This window comes from Synechococcus sp. RS9907, from assembly GCF_014279615.1.
Taxonomy (GTDB): domain Bacteria; phylum Cyanobacteriota; class Cyanobacteriia; order PCC-6307; family Cyanobiaceae; genus Parasynechococcus.
Window position 1 is genome coordinate 1798693 of record NZ_CP047944.1, and the last position, 19933, is coordinate 1818625.

The 19933-nt window shown below is 54.2% G+C and carries 14 protein-coding genes; 12 read left to right on the forward strand and 2 right to left on the reverse strand.

Features of this window, described 5'->3' with window-relative positions; all coding sequences use genetic code 11:
- The first annotated feature begins 13 nt into the window (after positions 1 to 13).
- Together SynRS9907_RS10050 and SynRS9907_RS10055 are read left to right on the forward strand one after the other, a co-directional pair.
- A complete protein-coding gene (locus SynRS9907_RS10050) occupies positions 14 to 1282 on the forward strand; it encodes an MFS transporter (RefSeq protein WP_188020903.1) in 1269 nt (422 codons plus the stop codon).
- Positions 1283 to 1288: 6 nt separating this feature from the next.
- Positions 1289 to 2425: a hypothetical protein gene (locus tag SynRS9907_RS10055; protein WP_188020904.1), complete on the forward strand. Its 1137-nt coding sequence runs from the start codon at positions 1289 to 1291 to the stop codon at positions 2423 to 2425.
- Positions 2426 to 2444: 19 nt separating this feature from the next.
- On the opposite strand, the gene ychF is transcribed toward SynRS9907_RS10055, so the two are convergent.
- The gene (gene ychF, locus SynRS9907_RS10060) at positions 2445 to 3536 is read right to left on the reverse strand and encodes a redox-regulated ATPase YchF (RefSeq protein WP_188020905.1); all 1092 of its coding nucleotides are present in this window, start codon (positions 3534 to 3536) and stop codon (positions 2445 to 2447) included.
- Positions 3537 to 3587: 51 nt separating this feature from the next.
- Between ychF and SynRS9907_RS10065 the strand changes: the two genes are divergently transcribed.
- The 7 genes from SynRS9907_RS10065 to SynRS9907_RS10095 all read left to right on the forward strand — a co-directional run bounded on the left by SynRS9907_RS10065 (position 3588) and on the right by SynRS9907_RS10095 (position 15514).
- Positions 3588 to 4754, forward strand: a complete 1167-nt coding sequence (locus tag SynRS9907_RS10065; protein ID WP_255445862.1) for an efflux RND transporter periplasmic adaptor subunit — start codon at positions 3588 to 3590, stop codon at positions 4752 to 4754.
- A gap of 24 nt (positions 4755 to 4778) precedes the next feature.
- Positions 4779 to 7739 (forward strand): DNA polymerase I, encoded by a 2961-nt coding sequence (gene polA, locus SynRS9907_RS10070; RefSeq protein WP_188022435.1) that lies wholly within the window; start codon positions 4779 to 4781, stop codon positions 7737 to 7739.
- A gap of 46 nt (positions 7740 to 7785) precedes the next feature.
- Positions 7786 to 9267: a cysteine--tRNA ligase gene (cysS, locus tag SynRS9907_RS10075; protein WP_188020906.1), complete on the forward strand. Its 1482-nt coding sequence runs from the start codon at positions 7786 to 7788 to the stop codon at positions 9265 to 9267.
- A 425-nt stretch (positions 9268 to 9692) separates the two neighbouring features.
- Positions 9693 to 11279, forward strand: coding sequence for a sulfotransferase family 2 domain-containing protein (locus SynRS9907_RS10080; protein WP_188020907.1), 1587 nt, complete (start codon positions 9693 to 9695; stop codon positions 11277 to 11279).
- Positions 11280 to 11290: 11 nt separating this feature from the next.
- Positions 11291 to 14209, forward strand: a complete 2919-nt coding sequence (locus SynRS9907_RS10085) for a glycosyltransferase family 2 protein (RefSeq protein WP_188020908.1) — start codon at positions 11291 to 11293, stop codon at positions 14207 to 14209.
- A 22-nt stretch (positions 14210 to 14231) separates the two neighbouring features.
- Positions 14232 to 14984: a beta-1,6-N-acetylglucosaminyltransferase gene (locus tag SynRS9907_RS10090; RefSeq protein ID WP_188020909.1), complete on the forward strand. Its 753-nt coding sequence runs from the start codon at positions 14232 to 14234 to the stop codon at positions 14982 to 14984.
- Positions 14985 to 15271: 287 nt separating this feature from the next.
- On the forward strand, positions 15272 to 15514 hold the full coding sequence (locus SynRS9907_RS10095; protein WP_370586604.1) for a hypothetical protein: 243 nt from the start codon (positions 15272 to 15274) through the stop codon (positions 15512 to 15514).
- A gap of 21 nt (positions 15515 to 15535) precedes the next feature.
- On the opposite strand, the gene SynRS9907_RS10100 is transcribed toward SynRS9907_RS10095, so the two are convergent.
- Positions 15536 to 16855 (reverse strand): sodium-dependent transporter, encoded by a 1320-nt coding sequence (locus SynRS9907_RS10100; RefSeq protein WP_188020910.1) that lies wholly within the window; start codon positions 16853 to 16855, stop codon positions 15536 to 15538.
- 79 nt (positions 16856 to 16934) lie between these two features.
- Here SynRS9907_RS10100 and SynRS9907_RS10105 point away from each other — a divergent pair, with 79 nt between their 5' ends.
- From SynRS9907_RS10105 to SynRS9907_RS10115, 3 genes are all read left to right on the forward strand, one after another.
- Positions 16935 to 18182: a 1-deoxy-D-xylulose-5-phosphate reductoisomerase gene (locus tag SynRS9907_RS10105; protein WP_188020911.1), complete on the forward strand. Its 1248-nt coding sequence runs from the start codon at positions 16935 to 16937 to the stop codon at positions 18180 to 18182.
- A 2-nt stretch (positions 18183 to 18184) separates the two neighbouring features.
- Positions 18185 to 18547: a ferredoxin gene (locus tag SynRS9907_RS10110; protein WP_188020912.1), complete on the forward strand. Its 363-nt coding sequence runs from the start codon at positions 18185 to 18187 to the stop codon at positions 18545 to 18547.
- A gap of 222 nt (positions 18548 to 18769) precedes the next feature.
- The gene (locus SynRS9907_RS10115) at positions 18770 to 19915 is read left to right on the forward strand and encodes a fatty acid desaturase (RefSeq protein ID WP_188020913.1); all 1146 of its coding nucleotides are present in this window, start codon (positions 18770 to 18772) and stop codon (positions 19913 to 19915) included.
- Positions 19916 to 19933: the final 18 nt, after the last annotated feature.

The following is a 19933-nucleotide window of genomic DNA, read 5'->3' on the forward strand; positions in this document are numbered from 1 at the left end:
CCGACTGAGGTTCATGGCGTCCATCGGTGCCGGCGGGGTGATGTTCATGACGCCGCTGATCTTTCATGCGATCGACTTCTCAGCGCGTGAAGTGGGAAGCGGCCTGGCCGTCTCTGCCCTGATCGGCACGGTGGTGCGCCTGCTGAGTGGTGCTTTGCTCGATCGCGGCATCCGCTGCTCCTGGCCGGTACGGGGCACAACCCTGCTGGCTATTGCGGCTGATCTGATCCTGCTGCAGGCCGACAACTACAACAGCTACCTGCTCGGACAACTGCTGCTGGGCTGCGCGGCGGGTCTGTACTGGCCTGCCATCGAATTGGCCGTTCCCCTGAGTTGCGGCAACCTTCCCTCCAGCCGGGGCTACGCCCTGGTGCGCAGTGCCGATGCCCTGGGGATCGGCATTGGAACGCTGATCGGAACCATCGCCGCCAGCTTGGGAGTGTTGCGAACGGTGTACAGCGTTGAGGTGGTTTGTATGGGCGCCGTGTTGGTGCTGATCAGCCTTGTTCCACTCCAGGACGGTCCGCCCTACCGCAACCTCAGCGGCAACAGACCAGATCCGGTTGGTCAACGACCACGGCCGATGACCCGGCTTCCTTGGCTGCTACCCCTGCTGCCGGTGCTGCTGATCAGCTTGGTGGCCACAGGGATCCTGGCCCTTCAACAGAGTGCGCTTCCCCTCGATCTGGTGCGCGGCGGGCTGGTGCGACCGGCCCTGAGCGAAAGCCACAGCAGTGCCCTAATCGCCCTTCAGTTGACCTTGTTGGTGAGCCTGCAGTGGCCGGTGGGCCGTTGGCTGGCGGAGCGCAGCGTTGCCTTCGGCCTCGGCTTGAGTCTGGCGGGATTCAGCCTTGGCTGCAGCCTGATTGCCCTGTCTTCTTTATTCGAGAACGGAACGATCCTGGTGCTTGCAGCCCTGCTGCCAATGGCCTTCGCCCAGGCCGCTTTCCTGCCCACGGCCACGGAAGCCGTCATTGAAGAGACACCACCAGAACACCGTGGTTTGGCGATGGCGCTGTTTTCCCAGTGCTTCGCCATCAGCGCCATCGTGGCCCCATTGGCTGGAGGAGCCTTGCTCGACCTTCAAAACAACGGCCTGCTGCTCTGGCTGCTGATGGGTGGAGCCTGCCTGGTCGTGCTCCCCACCCTGCGCAGTCTCAAGCCGCGCTACGGGGCTACAACAAGCTCTGAAGCTGGGGTTCTCCAGGACGGGGGCGCGGCGGTCGTTGGGGCTGATGGCTCTGTTGGTTCAGCGGAAACAAGGAGAATGACTCCGCACTGAAGGACCATGACGCAGACCCGATCAGGCCAGGCAGATCAGTCCCTTCAGAGCCAACGGCCTCAACTGATCGTGCACGCCGGTACGCATAAAACAGCCTCCACCTACATCCAGGAACGGCTGCACCGCAATCGCAAGCTTCTGAGCAGCCAAGGCATCAGCCTGCAGGACCCTCTCGAATGCAAACCCAAACCGAAAAAACTGGCCGCTGAGCTGTGCAAACGAAGGACCAAACGCTGGAAGGCGTTCTTCATGCAACAGCCAGAGGGCCAGCACTGCCTGCTCAGTGCCGAGCAATTCGCCGTGCCGCTCACTGATCCCCAATGCATCCGGCAACTTGAGGCTCTGGCGGATGCAGCGGGCTATGAGCTTCACATCGTGATTTTCATTCGCAGCCAACTCGATTACATCAACTCGCGCTACATCTACTCACTGCGGCGTTTTTATCACCACCAAACCTTTGAGCAATTTGTTGATGATGCCTTGCAGGGAAAACTTCAGAACGAGAAACCCAAGCGAGGCAAAATCAAACGCCGGCAGGATGTGTTTGATTTCTGGAACTACTTCCAGCCTTTGCTGAAAGCAAAAGCCAAGGGTTTGAACGTGAGTTTTCTGCCATTCCGCCAGGAAGGCGTTGATCCTTTTGAGCAGTTCATTCGCACCATCAACCTCTCAACAACACTGCCCTGGAAATCTTGCCCCCGGAAGCACTACAACCGCAGCCCAAGGACCCGAGGCGTGTGGCTGGCACGGGTGCTCAGCCAACTCCTCAGGGAGAACGGCATTTCCCCCAAGAGCATTGGCAATTCCTCTCAAATCATCCTCAACGAGGAGCGTCAACGACGCTGGAACGATCCATCCTTCTGGGGCTATTCACGCAAGCTCACCAAGAAGGTGACACGTCATTTCGAAGCCAACAACGACCGGTTTGCCCAGGCTGCTTGGAACTGCAGCTGGAACGATGCCTTCTCCACATCCAACCCAGACACACAACGCAGGCGTACGGCCTATGCCCCTCCATCCATCGAAGCCGAAGTTCGAATGCATGCTGTTGCGCAACGCTTGCTGAATCGCATCAAGCAACAACAAGCCGCTGGACATTTCTCAGCGCTGAAACGACTGATCAGGATGATGTTGCGCCGATAAAACGTGGACCGGATCGTGATCAGACGTTGAACAGGAACTCCATCACATCGCCTTCAGCCACCACATACTCTTTTCCTTCACTGCGCAGCCAGCCTTTGTTGCGGGCTTCCGCCAGTGAGCCGGCTTCCAGCAGCTTCTCCCAACCGATGGTCTGAGCGCGGATGAAGCCTCGCTCGAAATCGGTGTGAATCACACCGGCAGCCTGCGGAGCGGTCATCCCGGCTTTGAACGTCCAGGCCCTTGTTTCCTTTTCACCGGTCGTGAAGTAAGTGCGCAGCCCGAGCAATCGATAGGTGGCCCGAATCAGGCTTTGCAGACCGCCTTCCGTCACCCCAAGACCTTCCAGATAGTCCGCGGTTTCCTCATCTCCCAGTTCCACAAGCTCTGCTTCCACCTGGGCAGAGATCCGCACCGTTTCAGCACCTTCCTTGGCGGCCAGTTCAACCACCTCGGTGCAGAAGGCATTGCCCTCAGCCAGGTCGTCTTCACTCACATTGGTGGCGTAGATGATCGGCTTGGCGGTCAACAGCCCCAAGGGCTTGATCATTACCGCTTCTTCATCGTTCAGATCGACGCTGCGGGCCGCACCACCGTTCTCGAGCACCGCCTGAATCCGTTCAAGAGCAGCGTCTTCCACCTGCGCTTCTTTGCTGGTGCGCATCTGCTTCTTGAGACGCTCCCGGCGCTTCTCAATCTGAGCCAGATCCGCCAGACCCAGCTCCAAATTGATCACCTCCGCATCCCGGGAGGGACCCACTGACCCTGAAACGTGGATGACGTCATCGTCCTCGAAACAGCGGATCACGTGAACGATCGCGTCCACCTCACGGATGTTGGCCAGAAACTTGTTGCCCAGACCTTCGCCCTGGCTGGCGCCTTTCACCAGACCAGCAATGTCGACAAACTCCATCCGGGTCGGAATGGTGTCCTGGCTTTTGCTCAGTTCTGTGAGCCGGTCCAGTCGCTCATCAGGCACCGCCACGGTGCCGACGTTGGGCTCGATCGTGCAGAACGGAAAATTGGCAGCCTGCGCCTGAGCGTTGGCGACCAACGCATTGAACAAGGTGGACTTACCCACGTTGGGCAATCCGACAATTCCGGCTTTGAGCATCGGCGGAATCTACCGGCCAGCGGCGAGACTGTTGTGAAGTTTTGTGGGCCCATGCTGCAGTCCTTGCGCTCCCCTGCGTCCCCACCGCCTGAAGCAGAGCTGGCCTCAGTGGCAAAAGCACGATCCAGACGGCCCAAAGCCGCAATGGTGGGGCTGCTCGTGCTGGCCCTATGCGGGGGTGGGCTACTGCTGCGTTTCGGTCCCTGGAGCAACCGTCAACGGGATCTAAAGCCTTACACCACCACCGCTGAGCGCGGCGTGCTCTCTGGTGTGATCAACGCCAGCGGCGAACTGCAGGCCCAGCAGAAGGTGAACGTGAGTCCGCGCAAGCAGGGTCTGCTGGCGGAGCTGAAGGTGGATGAAGGGAATGTGGTGGAAAAAGATCAGGTACTGGCGGTGATGGATCGCGGTGATCTCGATGATCGGCTGCAGGAGAAACAGGCTCTGCTGCGCCAGGCCGAAGCCAATTTCAAGAGCAAAAAAGAGGAATTCGAGCGTCAAAACCAGCTGTATGCCAGCGGCGTGATCAGCGCTGACGAATTCAGTGGTGCCCGCTTCGACCTGCTGGCCAGACAGGCGGGTCTGGTGGCAGCCCGAGAACGGGTGGAGCAACTTGAACAGGAGAGCCGCGAACAGACGATCCGCGCCCCCTTCTCAGGGACGATCACAGCGCGCTACGCCGAACCAGGGTCGTTTGTGACCCCCACCACCGCCGCCTCGGCAACAGCCGGTGCCACCAGCGCTTCGATCGTTGAGCTCTCGCAAGGCTTGGAGGTGAGGGCCCGCGTTCCAGAAAGCGACATCGGCCGCATCCAGCCCGGCCAAACCGCCGAGATCCGGGTGGATGCTTATCCCGATGAGCGCTTCCAGGCAACGGTGAGTGAGGTGGCCCCCCGCGCCGTGAAAGAAAACAGCGTCACCTCCTTTGAAGTGAAGCTGAACTTCATCAACCCCCAAAAGAAACTGAAGATCGGCATGACCGCCGACATCAATTTCCAGACCGGCCGCAGTACCCCCAAAATCCTGGTGCCCACCGTGGCAATCACCCTGGAGGACGGCCAACAGGGTGTGCTGCTGGTTGGTGAGAACCAGCAACCACGTTTTCAGCCGGTGGAGCTGGGCAACAGCAGCGGCGACAAGACTGCGATCCTGAACGGTCTCGAATCAGGAACCCGCGTGTTCATCGATCTGCCCCCCTGGGCTGATCGCCGCGATTGATCCACCCACGTGCTCAACACCGTCATGCCCGAGGCCACCGCCAAGCCCCTTCTGCTGCTTGTGGATGGCCATTCCCTGGCCTTCCGCAGCTTCTACGCCTTCAGCAAGGGCGGGGAAGGGGGGCTGGCCACCAAAGACGGCCGGCCCACCAGCGTGACCTACGGCTTTCTCAAAGCCCTGCTGGACAACAGCAAAACCCTGAAGCCCGAAGGCGTTGCCATCGCCTTCGACACAGCCGAGCCCACCTTTCGCCACAAGGCTGACGCCAACTACAAGGCCCACCGGGATGTGGCCCCTGAGGTGTTCTTCCAGGACCTCGACCAGCTGCAGCAGATCCTCGAAACGCACCTGCAGCTCCCCCTCTGCATGGCACCGGGCTACGAAGCCGACGATGTGCTGGGAACCCTGGCGAACCGAGCGGCCGACTCGGGATGGGGCGTGCGGATCCTCTCGGGAGACCGCGACCTGTTCCAGCTGGTGGATGACAGCCGTGACATCGCAGTGCTTTACATGGGTGGCGGCCCCTACGCCAAAAGCAGTGGCCCAACGCTGATCCGCGAAGAAGGGGTGCTCGGCAAGCTCGGCGTGATGCCCGACAAGGTGGTGGACCTCAAGGCCCTCACCGGGGACAGCTCCGACAACATCCCCGGCGTGCGCGGGGTTGGCCCCAAAACAGCCATCAACCTGCTGAAAGACAACAGCGACCTCGACGCGGTGTACGCCACCCTCGAGCAAGTGGAAGCCGAAGGGCCGAAAGCCAGCCGGGGCGCCATCAAAGGTGCACTGAAAGGGAAGCTGCGCGCCGACCGCGACAACGCCTACCTGTCGCGCAAGCTGGCCGAGATTCTCGTGGATGTTCCCCTGCCCAAGGAACCCAGCCTGCCGCTGTCGTCGGTGGATGCTGATGGCCTGAGCAGCTGCCTGGAAGACCTCGAGCTCAACAGCCTGCTGCGCCAGGTGGGGGGCTTTGTGGCGGCGTTTTCCGAAGGGGGCTACGGGGTCAATGCAGAGGCCGCTGCAGCCAAGACCCCGCGCCGCTCAGCCAGCGCGGAACAGCCTGCGGCCGAAGCCGCAACCGAACCGGCAACCAACGACGACGTGGGGCTGCCGGCCCTGAAACCGCAGCTGATCCAGACCGAAACGGCCCTGGATGCCCTGGTGCAAAGGCTGATGGCCTGCACCGACAGCAGCCTGCCTGTGGCCTTCGACACCGAAACCACCGACCTCAACCCGTTCCGTGCCGAACTGGTGGGCATCGGCATCTGCTGGGGAGAGGCCCTAGACGCGCTCGCCTACATCCCGCTGGGCCACAAAGGCAGCGAAGACAGCAGCCCGGAGCAGCTGCCGTTGGAAACCGTGCTCACCGCCCTTGCCCCCTGGCTGGCCAGCAGCAACCACCCCAAGGCCCTGCAGAACGCCAAATACGACCGCTTGATCCTGTTGCGGCATGGCGTTGCCCTGGAGGGCGTCGTGATCGACACGCTGCTGGCTGATTACCTGCGAGATGCCGCAGCCAAACACGGTCTTGAGCTGATGGCGGAACGGGAATTCGGCTTCCAGCCCACCGCCTTCACCGATCTGGTGGGCAAGAAGCAAACCTTCGCCGATGTGCCGCTGGAGCCCGCCAGCCTGTACTGCGGCATGGACGTGCACGTCACCCATCGCCTCGCCCTGCTGCTGCGACGTCAGCTGGAGGCCATGGGTCCGCAGTTGCTGCCATTGCTGGAGCAGGTGGAGCAGCCGCTGGAACCGGTGCTGGCCCGGATGGAATCCACCGGAATTCGCATTGATGTGCCCTATCTCCAGGGCCTTTCCGAGGAGATGGGCTCCACCCTGCAGCAGCTGGAGTCCGATGCCAAAGCGGCCGCTGGAGTGGACTTCAACCTGGCCTCACCCAAGCAGCTGGGGGAGCTGCTGTTCGACACCCTTGGCCTGGATCGCAAGAAATCCCGGCGCACCAAAACCGGCTTCAGCACCGACGCCACCGTGCTGGAGAAACTCGGCAACGACCACGCGGTGGTACCCCTGGTACTGGAGCACCGGGTGCTCAGCAAGCTCAAGAGCACGTACATCGACGCCTTGCCGCAGCTGGTGGAAGCGGAAACCGGGCGGGTCCACACCGATTTCAACCAGGCGGTGACGGCAACGGGGCGGCTGAGCAGCAGCAACCCCAACCTGCAGAACATTCCGGTGCGCACCGAGTACAGCCGGCGGATCCGCAAGGCCTTTCTGCCACAGGAGGGCTGGACCCTGCTCAGCGCTGATTACTCCCAGATCGAGCTGCGCATCCTCACCCACCTCTCGGGAGAAGAGGTGCTGCAGGAGGCCTACCGCAGCGGCGACGACGTGCACGCACTGACCGCCAGGCTGCTGCTGGACAAGGACGAAGTCAGCCCGAACGAGCGTCGACTCGGCAAAACGATCAACTTCGGCGTGATCTACGGCATGGGAGCCCAGCGCTTCGCCCGGGAAACCGGCGTGAGCCAGAGCGAAGCCAAGGAGTTCTTGGCCAAGTACAAGCAGCGCTACCCGAAGGTGTTCGCCTTCCTCGAGCTGCAGGAGCGGCTCGCCCTCAGCCGCGGTTATGTGGAAACGATTCTCGGCCGCCGGCGGCCGTTCCACTTCGATCGCAACGGCCTGGGGCGGCTGCTGGGCAAGGACCCGCTGGAGATCGACCTGGATGTGGCCCGCCGCGGCGGCATGGAGGCGCAGCAACTGCGGGCAGCGGCTAACGCCCCAATTCAGGGCTCGAGTGCCGACATCATCAAAGTGGCGATGGTGCAGCTGCAAGACGCCCTGCAGCGTCAGGGCCTACCGGCCCAGCTGCTGCTGCAGGTGCACGACGAACTGGTGCTCGAGGTGGCGCCGGACGCCCTGGACGCCACCCGAGAGCTGGTGGTGCAGACCATGGAACAGGCTGTTGCGCTGAGTGTTCCCCTGGTGGTGGAGACCGGCGTCGGCGCGAACTGGATGGAAGCGAAATAAGCGCAGCCGAACAGGCCGTAGCCTCATCCTGAGCTCCTGATCAGCTGTGTCCCTGCGCTTCACCAACAGCCTCACCAGCCGCACCGAAGCGTTCGAGCCCCTCACCGCGGGCAAAGCCAGCATTTATTGCTGCGGCGTGACGGTCTACGACCTCTGCCACCTGGGCCATGCCCGCAGCTACATCAACTGGGATGTTCTGCGCCGTTATCTGATCTGGCGCGGGTACGACGTCACCTACGTCCAGAACTACACCGACATCGACGACAAGATCCTCAACCGCGCCAATGAGGAGGGCATCACGATGCAGGCGGTGAGCGAACGCAATATCGAAGCGTTCGAGGTCGACATGGGGCGTCTAAATATTCTGCCGGCCGACCGAATGCCTCGGGCCACCGGCTGCATCGAAGGCATCCAGACACTGATCAGCGAACTGGAATCCAAAGGAGCCGCCTACAGCTCAGACGGTGATGTCTACTTCGACATTTCGAAGGCCAAGAACTACGGCAAGCTCAGCGGCCGCGACCCCAACGACCAGCAGCAAGGAGCCAGCGGTCGAACCGCTGATGGAGAGGAAAGCCGCAAGCGTCATCCCTTTGATTTCGCCCTGTGGAAGGGGGCCAAAGCCGGAGAACCCAGCTGGGAATCCCCCTGGGGGCCAGGCCGCCCGGGATGGCACATCGAATGCTCAGCGATGGTGCGCCAGGAACTGGGGCAAACCATTGACATTCACCTCGGTGGCGGAGATCTGGTGTTCCCGCACCACGAAAACGAGATTGCTCAATCGGAAACCGCCAACGGCACAACCCTGGCGAAGCTATGGATGCACAACGGCATGGTCAATGTCGGTGGCACCAAGATGTCCAAATCGCTCGGCAACTTCACCACCATCCGCGCCTTGCTGGACAGTGGAATCTCGCCGATGACCCTTCGCCTGTTTGTGCTGCAGGCGCACTACCGCAAACCGCTTGATTTCACCGCCGAGTCCCTTGAGGCCGCAGCCACCGGCTGGAAGGGTCTGAATGCGGCCCTGAGCCTTGGCGATCGCCACGGCGAGAGCCTTGGCTGGAGCATCGCCGCACCGCTCACAGAGGGCGCCATGACCGCCAACGGAGGTCCAGCCGACACCGCTCTGGTGGAGTTCGAACAACGCTTCATCAGCGCCATGGACGATGACCTGAACAGCTCGGGCGGACTGGCCGTGCTGTTCGATCTGGCCAAGCCCCTGCGGGCCCTCGCCAACCGGCTGGAACGGGGGGAAGACGCCGCCCTGCCTGAGCCGGAGTTGAAGGTTCTGGAGGGCCGTTGGCAGCTGCTGCGACACCTGGCGGCGGTGCTGGGACTCCGCTCGGAAGCGGAAGCCGCCACCAGCCTCGACGACGGTGCCATTGATGCAGCCATCGCGGCACGCAGGGCGGCGAAAGCGGCGAAGGATTACGCGGAGGCCGACCGGATCCGGGATGAGCTGGCCACCCAAGGGGTGGAGCTGATCGACAAACCCGGCGGGGTGACGGAGTGGATCCGCACCTGATCCCGGCAAGACCTAGTTCTGAATCGATTGAAGACGCGAAACAATACAGGAAGGCGAAGCGCTGTAAAAAGTGGATTAGAAGAAGAGAAATCTAGAACCCATATGAGCAAAAAAGAATCAACAAAGCCGGGACAGAAGCCCCAAAAGCTCAAATTTCGTACAGTCAGATATAAAAAATTGAAAACCCGGCCAAACGAGCTGATCACAGCCGCATTGCCTGAAACAAAGAGCAGGCCTGAAGGAGAAGCAATGCAAGATTCCTATCAAACCAGCACATATCATCAACAACCACTCTTACCGACCTAAGCCCACGCAATTGATTCGATAAGCAAGTGCAGGCGGAAGCTTCATAGATTCAGGAGGCCTGACTCAGAAACCAAGGCCGTGCAATAATCCGGGAGGCAATGGCAAACTCGAGAGAAACCATGAACGGCTACATTGAATATCTATCCAAGAGACTTGCCGGCTATTGCATCTTCATTAACGACAAGCATAAATTACTTGTAATTGCCCCCCAAAAATGCGGTTCCACATCAATATTCAAGTCCTTATACGATAACCTGGTCGAGCCCAGCAGGGAATATGAAAAAACATTTTCGCACGAATACACAAAAGAATTGTGCATACACACGCATCTCAAATCCACACAGGACAGCTCTACAAGGAATCTAAAACGAATCTTCGCGGACGAGAACTATAAAAAAATACTGGTAATTCGCGACCCTATAGACAGACTTTGTTCATCAATATGCTCAAAATACCTCCTCGAAAGCACACCTTTCTATCAACGAGAAATAAAGGATAAGCGAATAAACAAAAACCCACTTCTTCAGCCCTACACAAACACAGACAATTTTCTCGACAACTTCAATGAAATCGCAAATATCCTCCTCACCAAGGGGTCTATTTTTAAAAACGAAAAAGCATCTCACGCATCGCCGATCAGCGAAATAGTCCCCAGAGAAATCTTGCCCTTCTTAGATAAAATTGATATCACCAAGAAAGAAGGATGGACAGAACTTAGAATTCAAATCAATAAACACTTGGGCTACACTTCAGATACTGTTATTATCGACAGGTTCCCTCATGTCAACGAGAATCCACTTAGCAACAGTAGACGCTTCTTAAGCACTCAAAACCTAGCTATTGCATGTGGGCGATACTCAGAAGATTTTTCAAATTTTAAGCTTGCTTACGCGAGAGTAGACGAACATCAACAAAGCCCACCAAGCAATCAAGAACTAAAATCAATTAATACCTTTCTATCCTTAGCGAATCGTGCTGTAGAGTTGCATAGTCTAGGCAAAGAAAAGATAAACAAAATCGAGGAAGAGAAGAATTCGATCAAAGCCCAATATTCAGCCAAAATAGATTCAATTAAAAAGCAGCATACGTCAGAGTTAGATTTACTCAAAAATCAACAGCAAGCAAAAATCGAGGACTCAATCAAAGACCACATTTCAGAGATAGAGGCGCTACAAAATAAAATGTATTCAGAGAACAAAGAAGCATTACGTCGCCATGAGAAAGAGATAAGCGATTTAATAATCAAAAATAAACAGCTTGTTGTTCTTGAAGAACTATCGAGAAGAACGGCCGAGGAATTGCTCATTGAATCACGTGCGCTCAAAGAATTAAATCTCGAATCCAAAGAAGAGATTAAAAGAATATCTATTGAAAGAGATCATCAAGCAAAAAAAGTTCTTGAGACAACACAAAATCTTGAATTAGAACTTCCGAGACGAATAAGTTCAGCATTAACAGGCTTCTTCCCCTTTTACGATGAAACGATCGGAGTGAACCCTTCAACGCTCCGCCGAAGAGCCGAAAAAAGGATTAAGAATAAGAACTACAAGTCAGCTCAAGAATTACTAATCCAAGCATATTGTCTTAATAAAAGTAGTTTCAATACCTTACTGCGATTACTTGCCGTTTCAGCTAAAAACCCATTTCTAAGATCGTTTATGCTTTGGATAACATCAATGGTAGCCCGCCCAAAAAAATTTAAATGAGGTATAAGAGAATGAACCAACCCAAACTTTCACTTATCTTAGTTATTGATCATAACCAAAATGATTATATACGCATCCTTGAGCAAGCACAGTCACAAGACTATTCAAATATTGAAATCATTGTCATATCGAATAGAGTCAACACTAAAGATCAAATCATCTTAGACTTCCTCGTATATAAAGATGAGCTCAAGCGCTCAAGCCACTTGTCATTCCTCAAGCGAGAGCACTTATCCTCGCTTTACAATGAAGGAATTTCATGTGCAACGGGTGACTATATATGGTGTATCGATAAAAATGTTATTTTGGATGACAATAAAACGATCTCGAATATTATAGAGAGACTTGTGCAATCAAAAGCACAAGCACTTTATCTGCAAGACACCAAGGATCTGGATACCACGAAAATTCCAGGCTTAAATTCTGAGCAAGAAGATTCCTCTGTCAAGATCCCTTTATCTCTGGTTAACGAAGAGGACTGGCACAATTGCAGTCGATTAGTTCTTAATCGCAAGAGCATAAGACTATTCAATCTTCATCTTCCAGAAACCTGTACATATTTCAATGGAGCACTTTTTACCCTTCAGATTATACGGTTTTTGCCAAATATATATTATTATCCTCAGGGCCTTGTTAAGTTTGAAGAAGGAGCCCCGTCATCAGCACCAGATTCTCGAGAATTTGCCGAGCATAAACTCGCACTAAATTATACCTTGAGATATTCGGAGATATTATTTGGTGTTAATTCTAATCCATTTAAGACCATCTTAAAGCGTGAAATCAAGGATACCCAATCATTTGTTGAACTAATAGATTCATCCAAGCTTAACCAAAAAGCAAAAGATTTTATCAAATACTCTAGAAGCATTTGCTTGACAAGCTATATAGAAAAAACCTACATTGATCAGAGCGAGAAAAGGCCTCTACTTCTTAGTATTAAGAGTTTAACTGAAAATATTAAGAGTAGATCTGACGAAATGCTCAGTGAAATATTCAAGCACTCCAGAATTAAAGTTCATTGTGGTGCTCATAAAACAGCAACAACTTATATTCAAAATATTTTATTCGAAGCGCGTTACGACCTAGCATTACAAAATACTATTTTCATTCATCATGATCAGTTAAGAGAGGACTTCATAAAGGCCCGGCAAGAAATAGGAAATGCAGATATTGGCAAAAGATTAGCATACGCAATCTGTAAACAGGCTGCTAATTTAGCATTTGGGTTGCCAAGTATGTTAATCATTTCAGAGGAGAACTTAATACGCCCGAGCCAAGATATTTTCAGCAAATGGATTTCAGCAGATGCTTATCATAGTGCATCCAACTATTCCTGTGCATGCATGCGAAATGGATATGATCTTAGTGATCTTGAAAAAGTCAGCAAAATTTTTGAAGGTAGAATAGAAATTATCTATACCGTGAGAAACTACTTTGACTATCTCTTGTCAAGACATTCTGAATTCCTAAAGTGGCGACCTTTTAAGGAGTTCGACGGAGATTTTGTAGGCACAAATGATCTCGCAAAATGTGATTGGAAGTATTTACTTTCCGACCTTAAGAAAATAAGCGCCGCGACATCAATTTCATGCTTTGAAGATTACAAAAATGATCCTTTAAAATTTGCTAATTATTTATCAGAAGCCGACCTAAGTGTTTACGAAAACAAAGTTAAATGCAACCAAGAAGTAAACAGAAGCAGGGCTAGCCAAGACTTGCTTGATGATCTAATCAACAAAAACAGTATCGGCTTCAATAAAGTAAAGCTAAAGGAAATTTTTGTTGATAAAATTGACAGCGAAATTTCCAGCAAATTAAAGTTTAAATCGAAGCTTTTCTCACCAAAACAACTAGAAAAATCATATGATTACTATAGAAGCATCTATTTATCAAAATATGCCAAGCACTTAGACAATAACCTCGATCTATTAAGCAGTAAACGCTTTTCCGAAGTATATTTATTAGAAAATTTGCAGCTCCCTGAAAGAGCACAACTATCTTTAGAAAAAAATTCAAGCGAATTAAAATCGTACTTAAATGATCTAAGCAAAAGGTTTTTATATCTTGACAATCGAGGTACAACAGTTGCAAAAGAGCCTGGAATAAGTGCCATGATTAGGCTGAAAAACGAAGAAGATAATATCTACAATGTGCTGAATTCAATAAAAAACTGCTTCGATGAAATTGTCATCGTTGACAACGATAGTGCTGATAATACAATTTCGGAAATCAAAAGAGCCGTGAATGACCATCCGCTGTTAAAAGCAAAAATAAAACTCCACCATTATAAATTTAACATCGCAAGATGTGGACTAGATAATTTTATTGAGCCTCAAAATAGCCCGAATTCCTTAGCATCATTCTATAATTACAGCCTGAAAAAATGTAATTTCAGCAAAGTTTGTAAATGGGACGGTGATATGTTTTTGCCTAAGTCAATGGAAAAATCTTTTCAAGATTTTTTAAAAAAAGTCTTGAAAACAAAATCCACTCGCGTGGATTCTACTGTTTTTGGTGTTATGAAAGGGCTTACAGTTTTCAAGGGTGCTAATAGTAAATTTTATTGCCGCCAATCTGCTCACGAATTCGAGGCGAGAATATTCGACAATATTCCTGGTGTATTTTTCGTTAAAGAAATTCTTTGGGAACAAATATTCTCACTTCATAGTGTTGAGCGTCTAGTATCAGAGGATGTTACATTTGTAGAATTTAAAGATACTAGTATCAACGAATTCTCTCACTGGTCTGCAGAGACTTCATTGGGAATGAGCCCTAGAAAAGATAAAGAACTCCGAGACTTTAATCTAATCAAAAAAATCACTCAAAATAAAAACTATGAGAATATAGATAAGGTGCTCCTGTCGCATGGGTTCAGAGAAATTGATTTCGATCTATTCGACTTTAACCATACTCCACTCATGTTAAAATAACTTAGATCCTCAAAAAAATAAGATGAAAATCGGATTTTGCTTCTTAGTTAAAAACAATATTTCATATCAAAAAAAATGGCAAAAATTTTTCAGCATGGCAGATAGATCAAGTTATTCGATTTATATTCATGCAAAGTCGAATGTTGTTTCAACTGCTCTCGATAATGTTTTTATTGATCCTCATCCATTGGTGACTGAATGGGCATCAATTAGTTTAGTGCATGCAACTAAGAGGTTATTAGAAACAGCATTCGACGACGGCTGTCAAGCAGTCATCTTTCTATCTGGTGACTCACTCCCCATTTGGAATTTCAAGACAATTTGCAACTTGTGCACTAAAACATTATTCTCACTACAACCTATAGATGGTCTCCACCAATACCAAATCAAAAAGAACCAACGAGAACATAATAGGATTAGAGAATTTTACAATCTTCCATCAACAAAAAATCTAGTGAAGCAGAATATGTTCTTTTCTATCACTAAGGCTGACTTCGATGCCATCAAAAATGTTGATATTGATAATTTTCCCTGCAAAGAAGTTCCAGACGAATACTTTTGGGCCAATCAGTTAATCATAAAAGGGAATGCAGTCAGTGATTCAGATTTTATCTTTGTCAATGATGATCCTACAAAAACGCAGTCTTTGTCATGGATTGTCGATAGTGAATTACTTCATTACACAAGATCAAGAGGCTACTTATTCATAAGAAAAGTAGCAGGGTTTTCAGACATCCAGTCTGAAAAATATTACTCTAAACTCATATCTGAATAAGCATGCTTCAGGAACGAATCCAGTACCTGAGGGGGCCTAGATTATATTATCTCAGAAGACCACTAGCATCCCAGGGAGTTGATAGCGCATTGATCTCAAGTTTTTTTTTAAATTGCCACCACAATTTTCTCTCATGCGAAATCACTTGCAATCTTTGATCGCATACAGCACTGCGCATCACAACAAAAATTGAAATAGGCAAATCAAAAGATCTTAAAATTATAGTAAACGAATAAATACTTCATAGTGGCTAGGTCATGCAGCCTGATCAATCAGAATGAACCTGAATGCTTTCTATCCCCATGCTCTGGCTGAAGAAGCTGAACTTCATGGAAACCGCCAAGCTCGAGATGGAGCTGATGAAGGCCCTTGATGCCGGCGAGGATCTTGAGGCGAAGCTCACGGCTCAGAAGCAACTGGCCGCGTCCACGGGCGATGGGGAGCAAGCCTGGAAAGCAGAGGTGTGGGACAAGATGCTGCAGAGGATTCGCAAGATGGAATCCATGCTCAATTCCTCGGATCAGCCGTAGGCACCCGCCAGGTGAATCCCTTCAGCTGGTGATCAGATCAATCACGCTGATCACCAGACCAACGGCGATCACCGGCGGCGAAATCCAGCGCAGCATCACCAGCAGAAAGCGCTGCAGCAAGATCGGGCTCCCCGAATGGCTGAGCTCCTCCTGAAAACGGGCGGGGAGCACCCAACCCAGCAACAGGGCCAGGAGCAAGCCCCCCAGAATCAGCAGCAGGCCCCCGAACACGGAATCCATCCAGCCGAGAACGTCCATGGAGGTGGCCGCTGGAAGACCGGCCACAAAGATCAACGCCGTGGACACCCAGACGGCCCGGGAGCGGCTCCACCCCAGGCGATCGATCAAACAGGCCACCGGCACCTCCAACAGCGACACCGCTGAGGTGATCGCTGCAATCAGAGCCAGAGCAAAAAAGAGCACCGCCACCAACTGACCTGTGGCGCCCAGCGAACCCAGGCCCGTGGGCAGCGCGATGAAGATCGTGCCCAGGGTTGAGCCACTGATCACATCCTGGAGGCCAAAGCTCATCACCACGGGGAAGGTGACCATGCCGGCCAGCAAGCCCACAGCGGTGTCCATCCCCACCACCGCCACGGCTTCCCGCGGCAGATGGGCGCGCCGGCTCAGATAGGCCGAATAGGCCAGGATGCAGCCGATGCCCGTGCCAATCGAGAAGAAGGCCTGGGTGAAGGCATTGCGAATCGTTGTTGGATCCTGCAGCTGGCTGTTGTCCCAGCGGAGCAGGAAGGTGCGATAGCCCTCCGAGGCCCCGTCAAGACCAGCGGCCCAGACCGCAAGGCCAATCAGCAGCACAAACAACAGCGGCAGCCCCCAGCGGGACAACCGCTCAATGCCTCCGCGCACGCCGGCCGCCACCACAGCAGCAGTCGCCACCAAGCTGAGCAGCTGGCCGATCAAGGCGGAGCGGCCGCCACTGAGGCCGGCGAAAAAGGCTTCCGCTGAAGCGATATCCGCCGGGAGCCCCTGGGTGAGGGTCTGCACCAGGGTGGCCCCGGTCCACCCCATCAACACGGCATAGAAGGCCAGGATTCCGCTGGCCGCCAGCACGAACAGCCAACCCATCGGCTGCCAACGGCGACCTGCGGCCGCCACTGGCGCGAGCAGGGGGCTTTGGCCGGTGCTGCGCCCCAGCACCATTTCGGCCACCAGCACCGGCAGGCAGACCAACAGCACAATCACCACGTAGAGCAGCAGGAAGGCGCCGCCACCTCCCTGGGAGGCGCGGTAGGCAAAGCCCCAGAGATTGCCCAGACCCACGGCACTGCCCGCAGCCGCCAGGACAAACCCCAGGCCCGATCGCCACTGTTCCTTCACCATGCGCTCTCCACAAGCTGTCCGCCAGCTTGCCAGCGTTCAACGGTCTTGGTGGGAGACTTGTCGCAACTGCCGGAACAGCATGAAAGCCATCAGCGTGCTGGGATCCACCGGTTCGATCGGCACCCAGACCCTCCAGATCGCTGAGGAGTTTCCAGAGCAGTTCCGCGTTGTGGCCCTAACGGCCGGCCGCAACCTGAAGCTTTTGGTTGACCAAGTTCAGCGGCATCGCCCTGAGGTGTTGGCCCTGGCCGATGCCGATCTCCTGCCCGAACTGCAGGAGCGTCTGCAGGACGCCGGCGTCACAGGCGCTGATGCACCCCAGCTGGTGGGAGGTGCTGATGGTCTCAACGTTGCTGCCGCCTGGGACAGCGCCGACCTGGTGGTGACGGGCATAGTTGGTTGCGCCGGTCTGTTGCCGACCCTGGCGGCGATCCGCGCCGGCAAAGACCTGGCTCTGGCGAACAAGGAAACGCTGATTGCAGCCGGCCCCGTGGTGCTGCCGGAGCTGAAGAAGAGCGGCAGCCGTCTGCTGCCGGCGGATTCGGAGCACTCAGCAATTTTCCAGTGCCTACAGGGAACCCCCTGGGCTGAAAACGCACGCCTCTCCACCGGCGTGCCCACACCGGGGCTGCGCCGGATTCAGCTCACAGCCTCCGGCGGCGCCTTCCGCGACTGGACGGCCGCCGACCTTGAAAAGGCCACCGTGGCCGATGCCACCAGTCACCCCAACTGGAGCATGGGCCGCAAGATCACCGTGGATTCCGCCTCCTTGATGAACAAGGGGCTGGAGGTGATCGAAGCCCATTACCTGTTCGGCCTGGATTACGACCACATCGAGATCGTGATCCATCCCCAGAGCATCATCCATTCGATGATCGAACTGGCGGATTCCTCCGTGCTGGCCCAACTGGGCTGGCCCGACATGAAGCTGCCGATCCTCTACTGCCTCAGCTGGCCCTCTCGCCTGGAGACGCCATGGCGGCGACTGGATCTCACGGAAGTGGGTCAGCTCAGCTTCCGGGCCCCCGATCCCGCCAAGTACCCCTGCATGGAGCTGGCCTACGCCGCCGGACGCGCCGGCGGCACCATGCCTGCGGTGATGAATGCTGCCAACGAGGAAGCCGTGGCGCAGTTCCTCGAGGAGAAAATTCACTTCCTCGACATCCCAGCCGTGATCGAGGCCGCCTGCGAGCGTCATAAACCCGATCTGATGGCCCAACCCCAGTTGGACGACGTGCTGCGGGTGGATCAGTGGGCGCGAACCGCCGTGCGAGAACAGGTGAACCGCGGGGTGACCCGTTTGCCCATGGGAGCGCTCGCCGCTTAGGCATGCAACGGGTCAGCCATCACCTCCTGCTCTGTGCAACCGCCACCAAAGCCAAATGCTGCGATTCAGCGGTTGGAGCACAAACCTGGAATGAACTGAAGAGCGTTGTTCGCGAACTGAATCTCGAAAACACGGAACGCCCGGAGGGAATTGTTCTGCGCAGCAAAGCCGATTGCCTCAGGGTGTGCGAGCGAGGGCCGATTCTTCTGGTCTGGCCAGACGGAATTTGGTACGCCGACGTTTCGCCTGATCGCGTCAAAAGAATCATCGAACAACACATCATCGGCCAACAACCCGTTGAAGAATGGATCCTCAAAAGAACACCATTCGAGACAACCACTGGCGCCCCTTCAGGCGAAATTTGATCCCAAATAAATCCAGCAAAGCATTAGCGAAAGGCTAAATTTGCACCCAAGAGAAGGAACTCTGAGCAAAAAGAGGTTCAAACTCAGCCGGAATTCCAAACAACGAAATCCGAACAATTGCCATTGGGCTCTGGAGCACCATGCGCCCACAGGTCGCAGCCCAGGCAATTATGATGAAAATCTTAAGCGCCAACAGATGAGCGCTTGTCTTGAGGCTTCCATTTGGCATTTGCAACAGCGACCCGACCCGCAAATCCAGCCCCGGAAGACAGCGCTGAATCAATCCTCTACCCGAGCAAGGCTGAGCTGCTCAGCGCCTTGCCAGCAGAGCTCTCAAAGCTGAGCCCAGCGAAGTCCTGGGCGAGCCTGGCCATGTCTGCTGGGCTTTCGCTTCTGGCCGTCGGCCTGGGAACCCTGATTCCGCTCTCGGCAGACGCCATCCCCCTCTGGCTCCTCTACGGCGTGATCACCGGCACCATCGCGATGGGCTGCTGGGTGATCGCCCATGAATGCGGCCACCACGCCTTCCACCCCAACCGCCGGATTGAAGGCGTTGTGGGATTTGTGCTCCACAGCATTTTGCTGGTGCCGTACTACAGCTGGGCCCACAGCCACGCGGTGCACCACGCCCACTGCAATCACCTGGAACAGGGAGAAACCCATGTTCCGCCGCGGGCAACGTCACCGATGGGACGAACCACAGAACAGCTCAAGCAGAGGTTGAATCCCACCGTCTTCGGGATCATTTCTCTGTTCAATCACCTCGTGATTGGCTGGCAGCTTTATCTCTTCCTGGGCGCCACCGGCGGCGAGGACTACGACTCCCCCACCTCTCATTTCTGGAATCGCAAGCGCAATTTCAACGGCAAACGCCGCCTTTTCCCGCAGTCTTTCGGCAAGTGGATGCTGCGATCCAACCTGGGATTGCTCGCCATGGTTGCCTTCTTGATCATCGCCTCAGTGCAGTTTTCCCTGCTCCGTGTGCTGTGCGTCTACGGCCTGCCCTACCTGGTGATCAACATGTGGCTGACCACCTACACCTGGCTGCAGCACACCAACACCGATATCCCTCACTTCTCCAACGAAACCTGGACGTGGTCGAAGGGAGCCCTGCAAACGGTTGATCGTCCCTACGGGCCCATCCTCAACCTGCTGCACCATGGAATCGGCTCAACCCACGTGTGCCATCACGTGAATTCATCGATTCCGCACTACAACGCCTGGCGTGGAACTCAACTGCTGAAGCAGAGGTTTCCTGAGCTGGTGCGCTACGACTACACACCGATCCACAAAGCGCTGTGGAGGATTGCCACCCGCTGTGGTGGCGCTGTGTACCAGAACCCAAGCGATCGGGCCTTCTACTACTGAGGCGAGAGGGCCCCACAA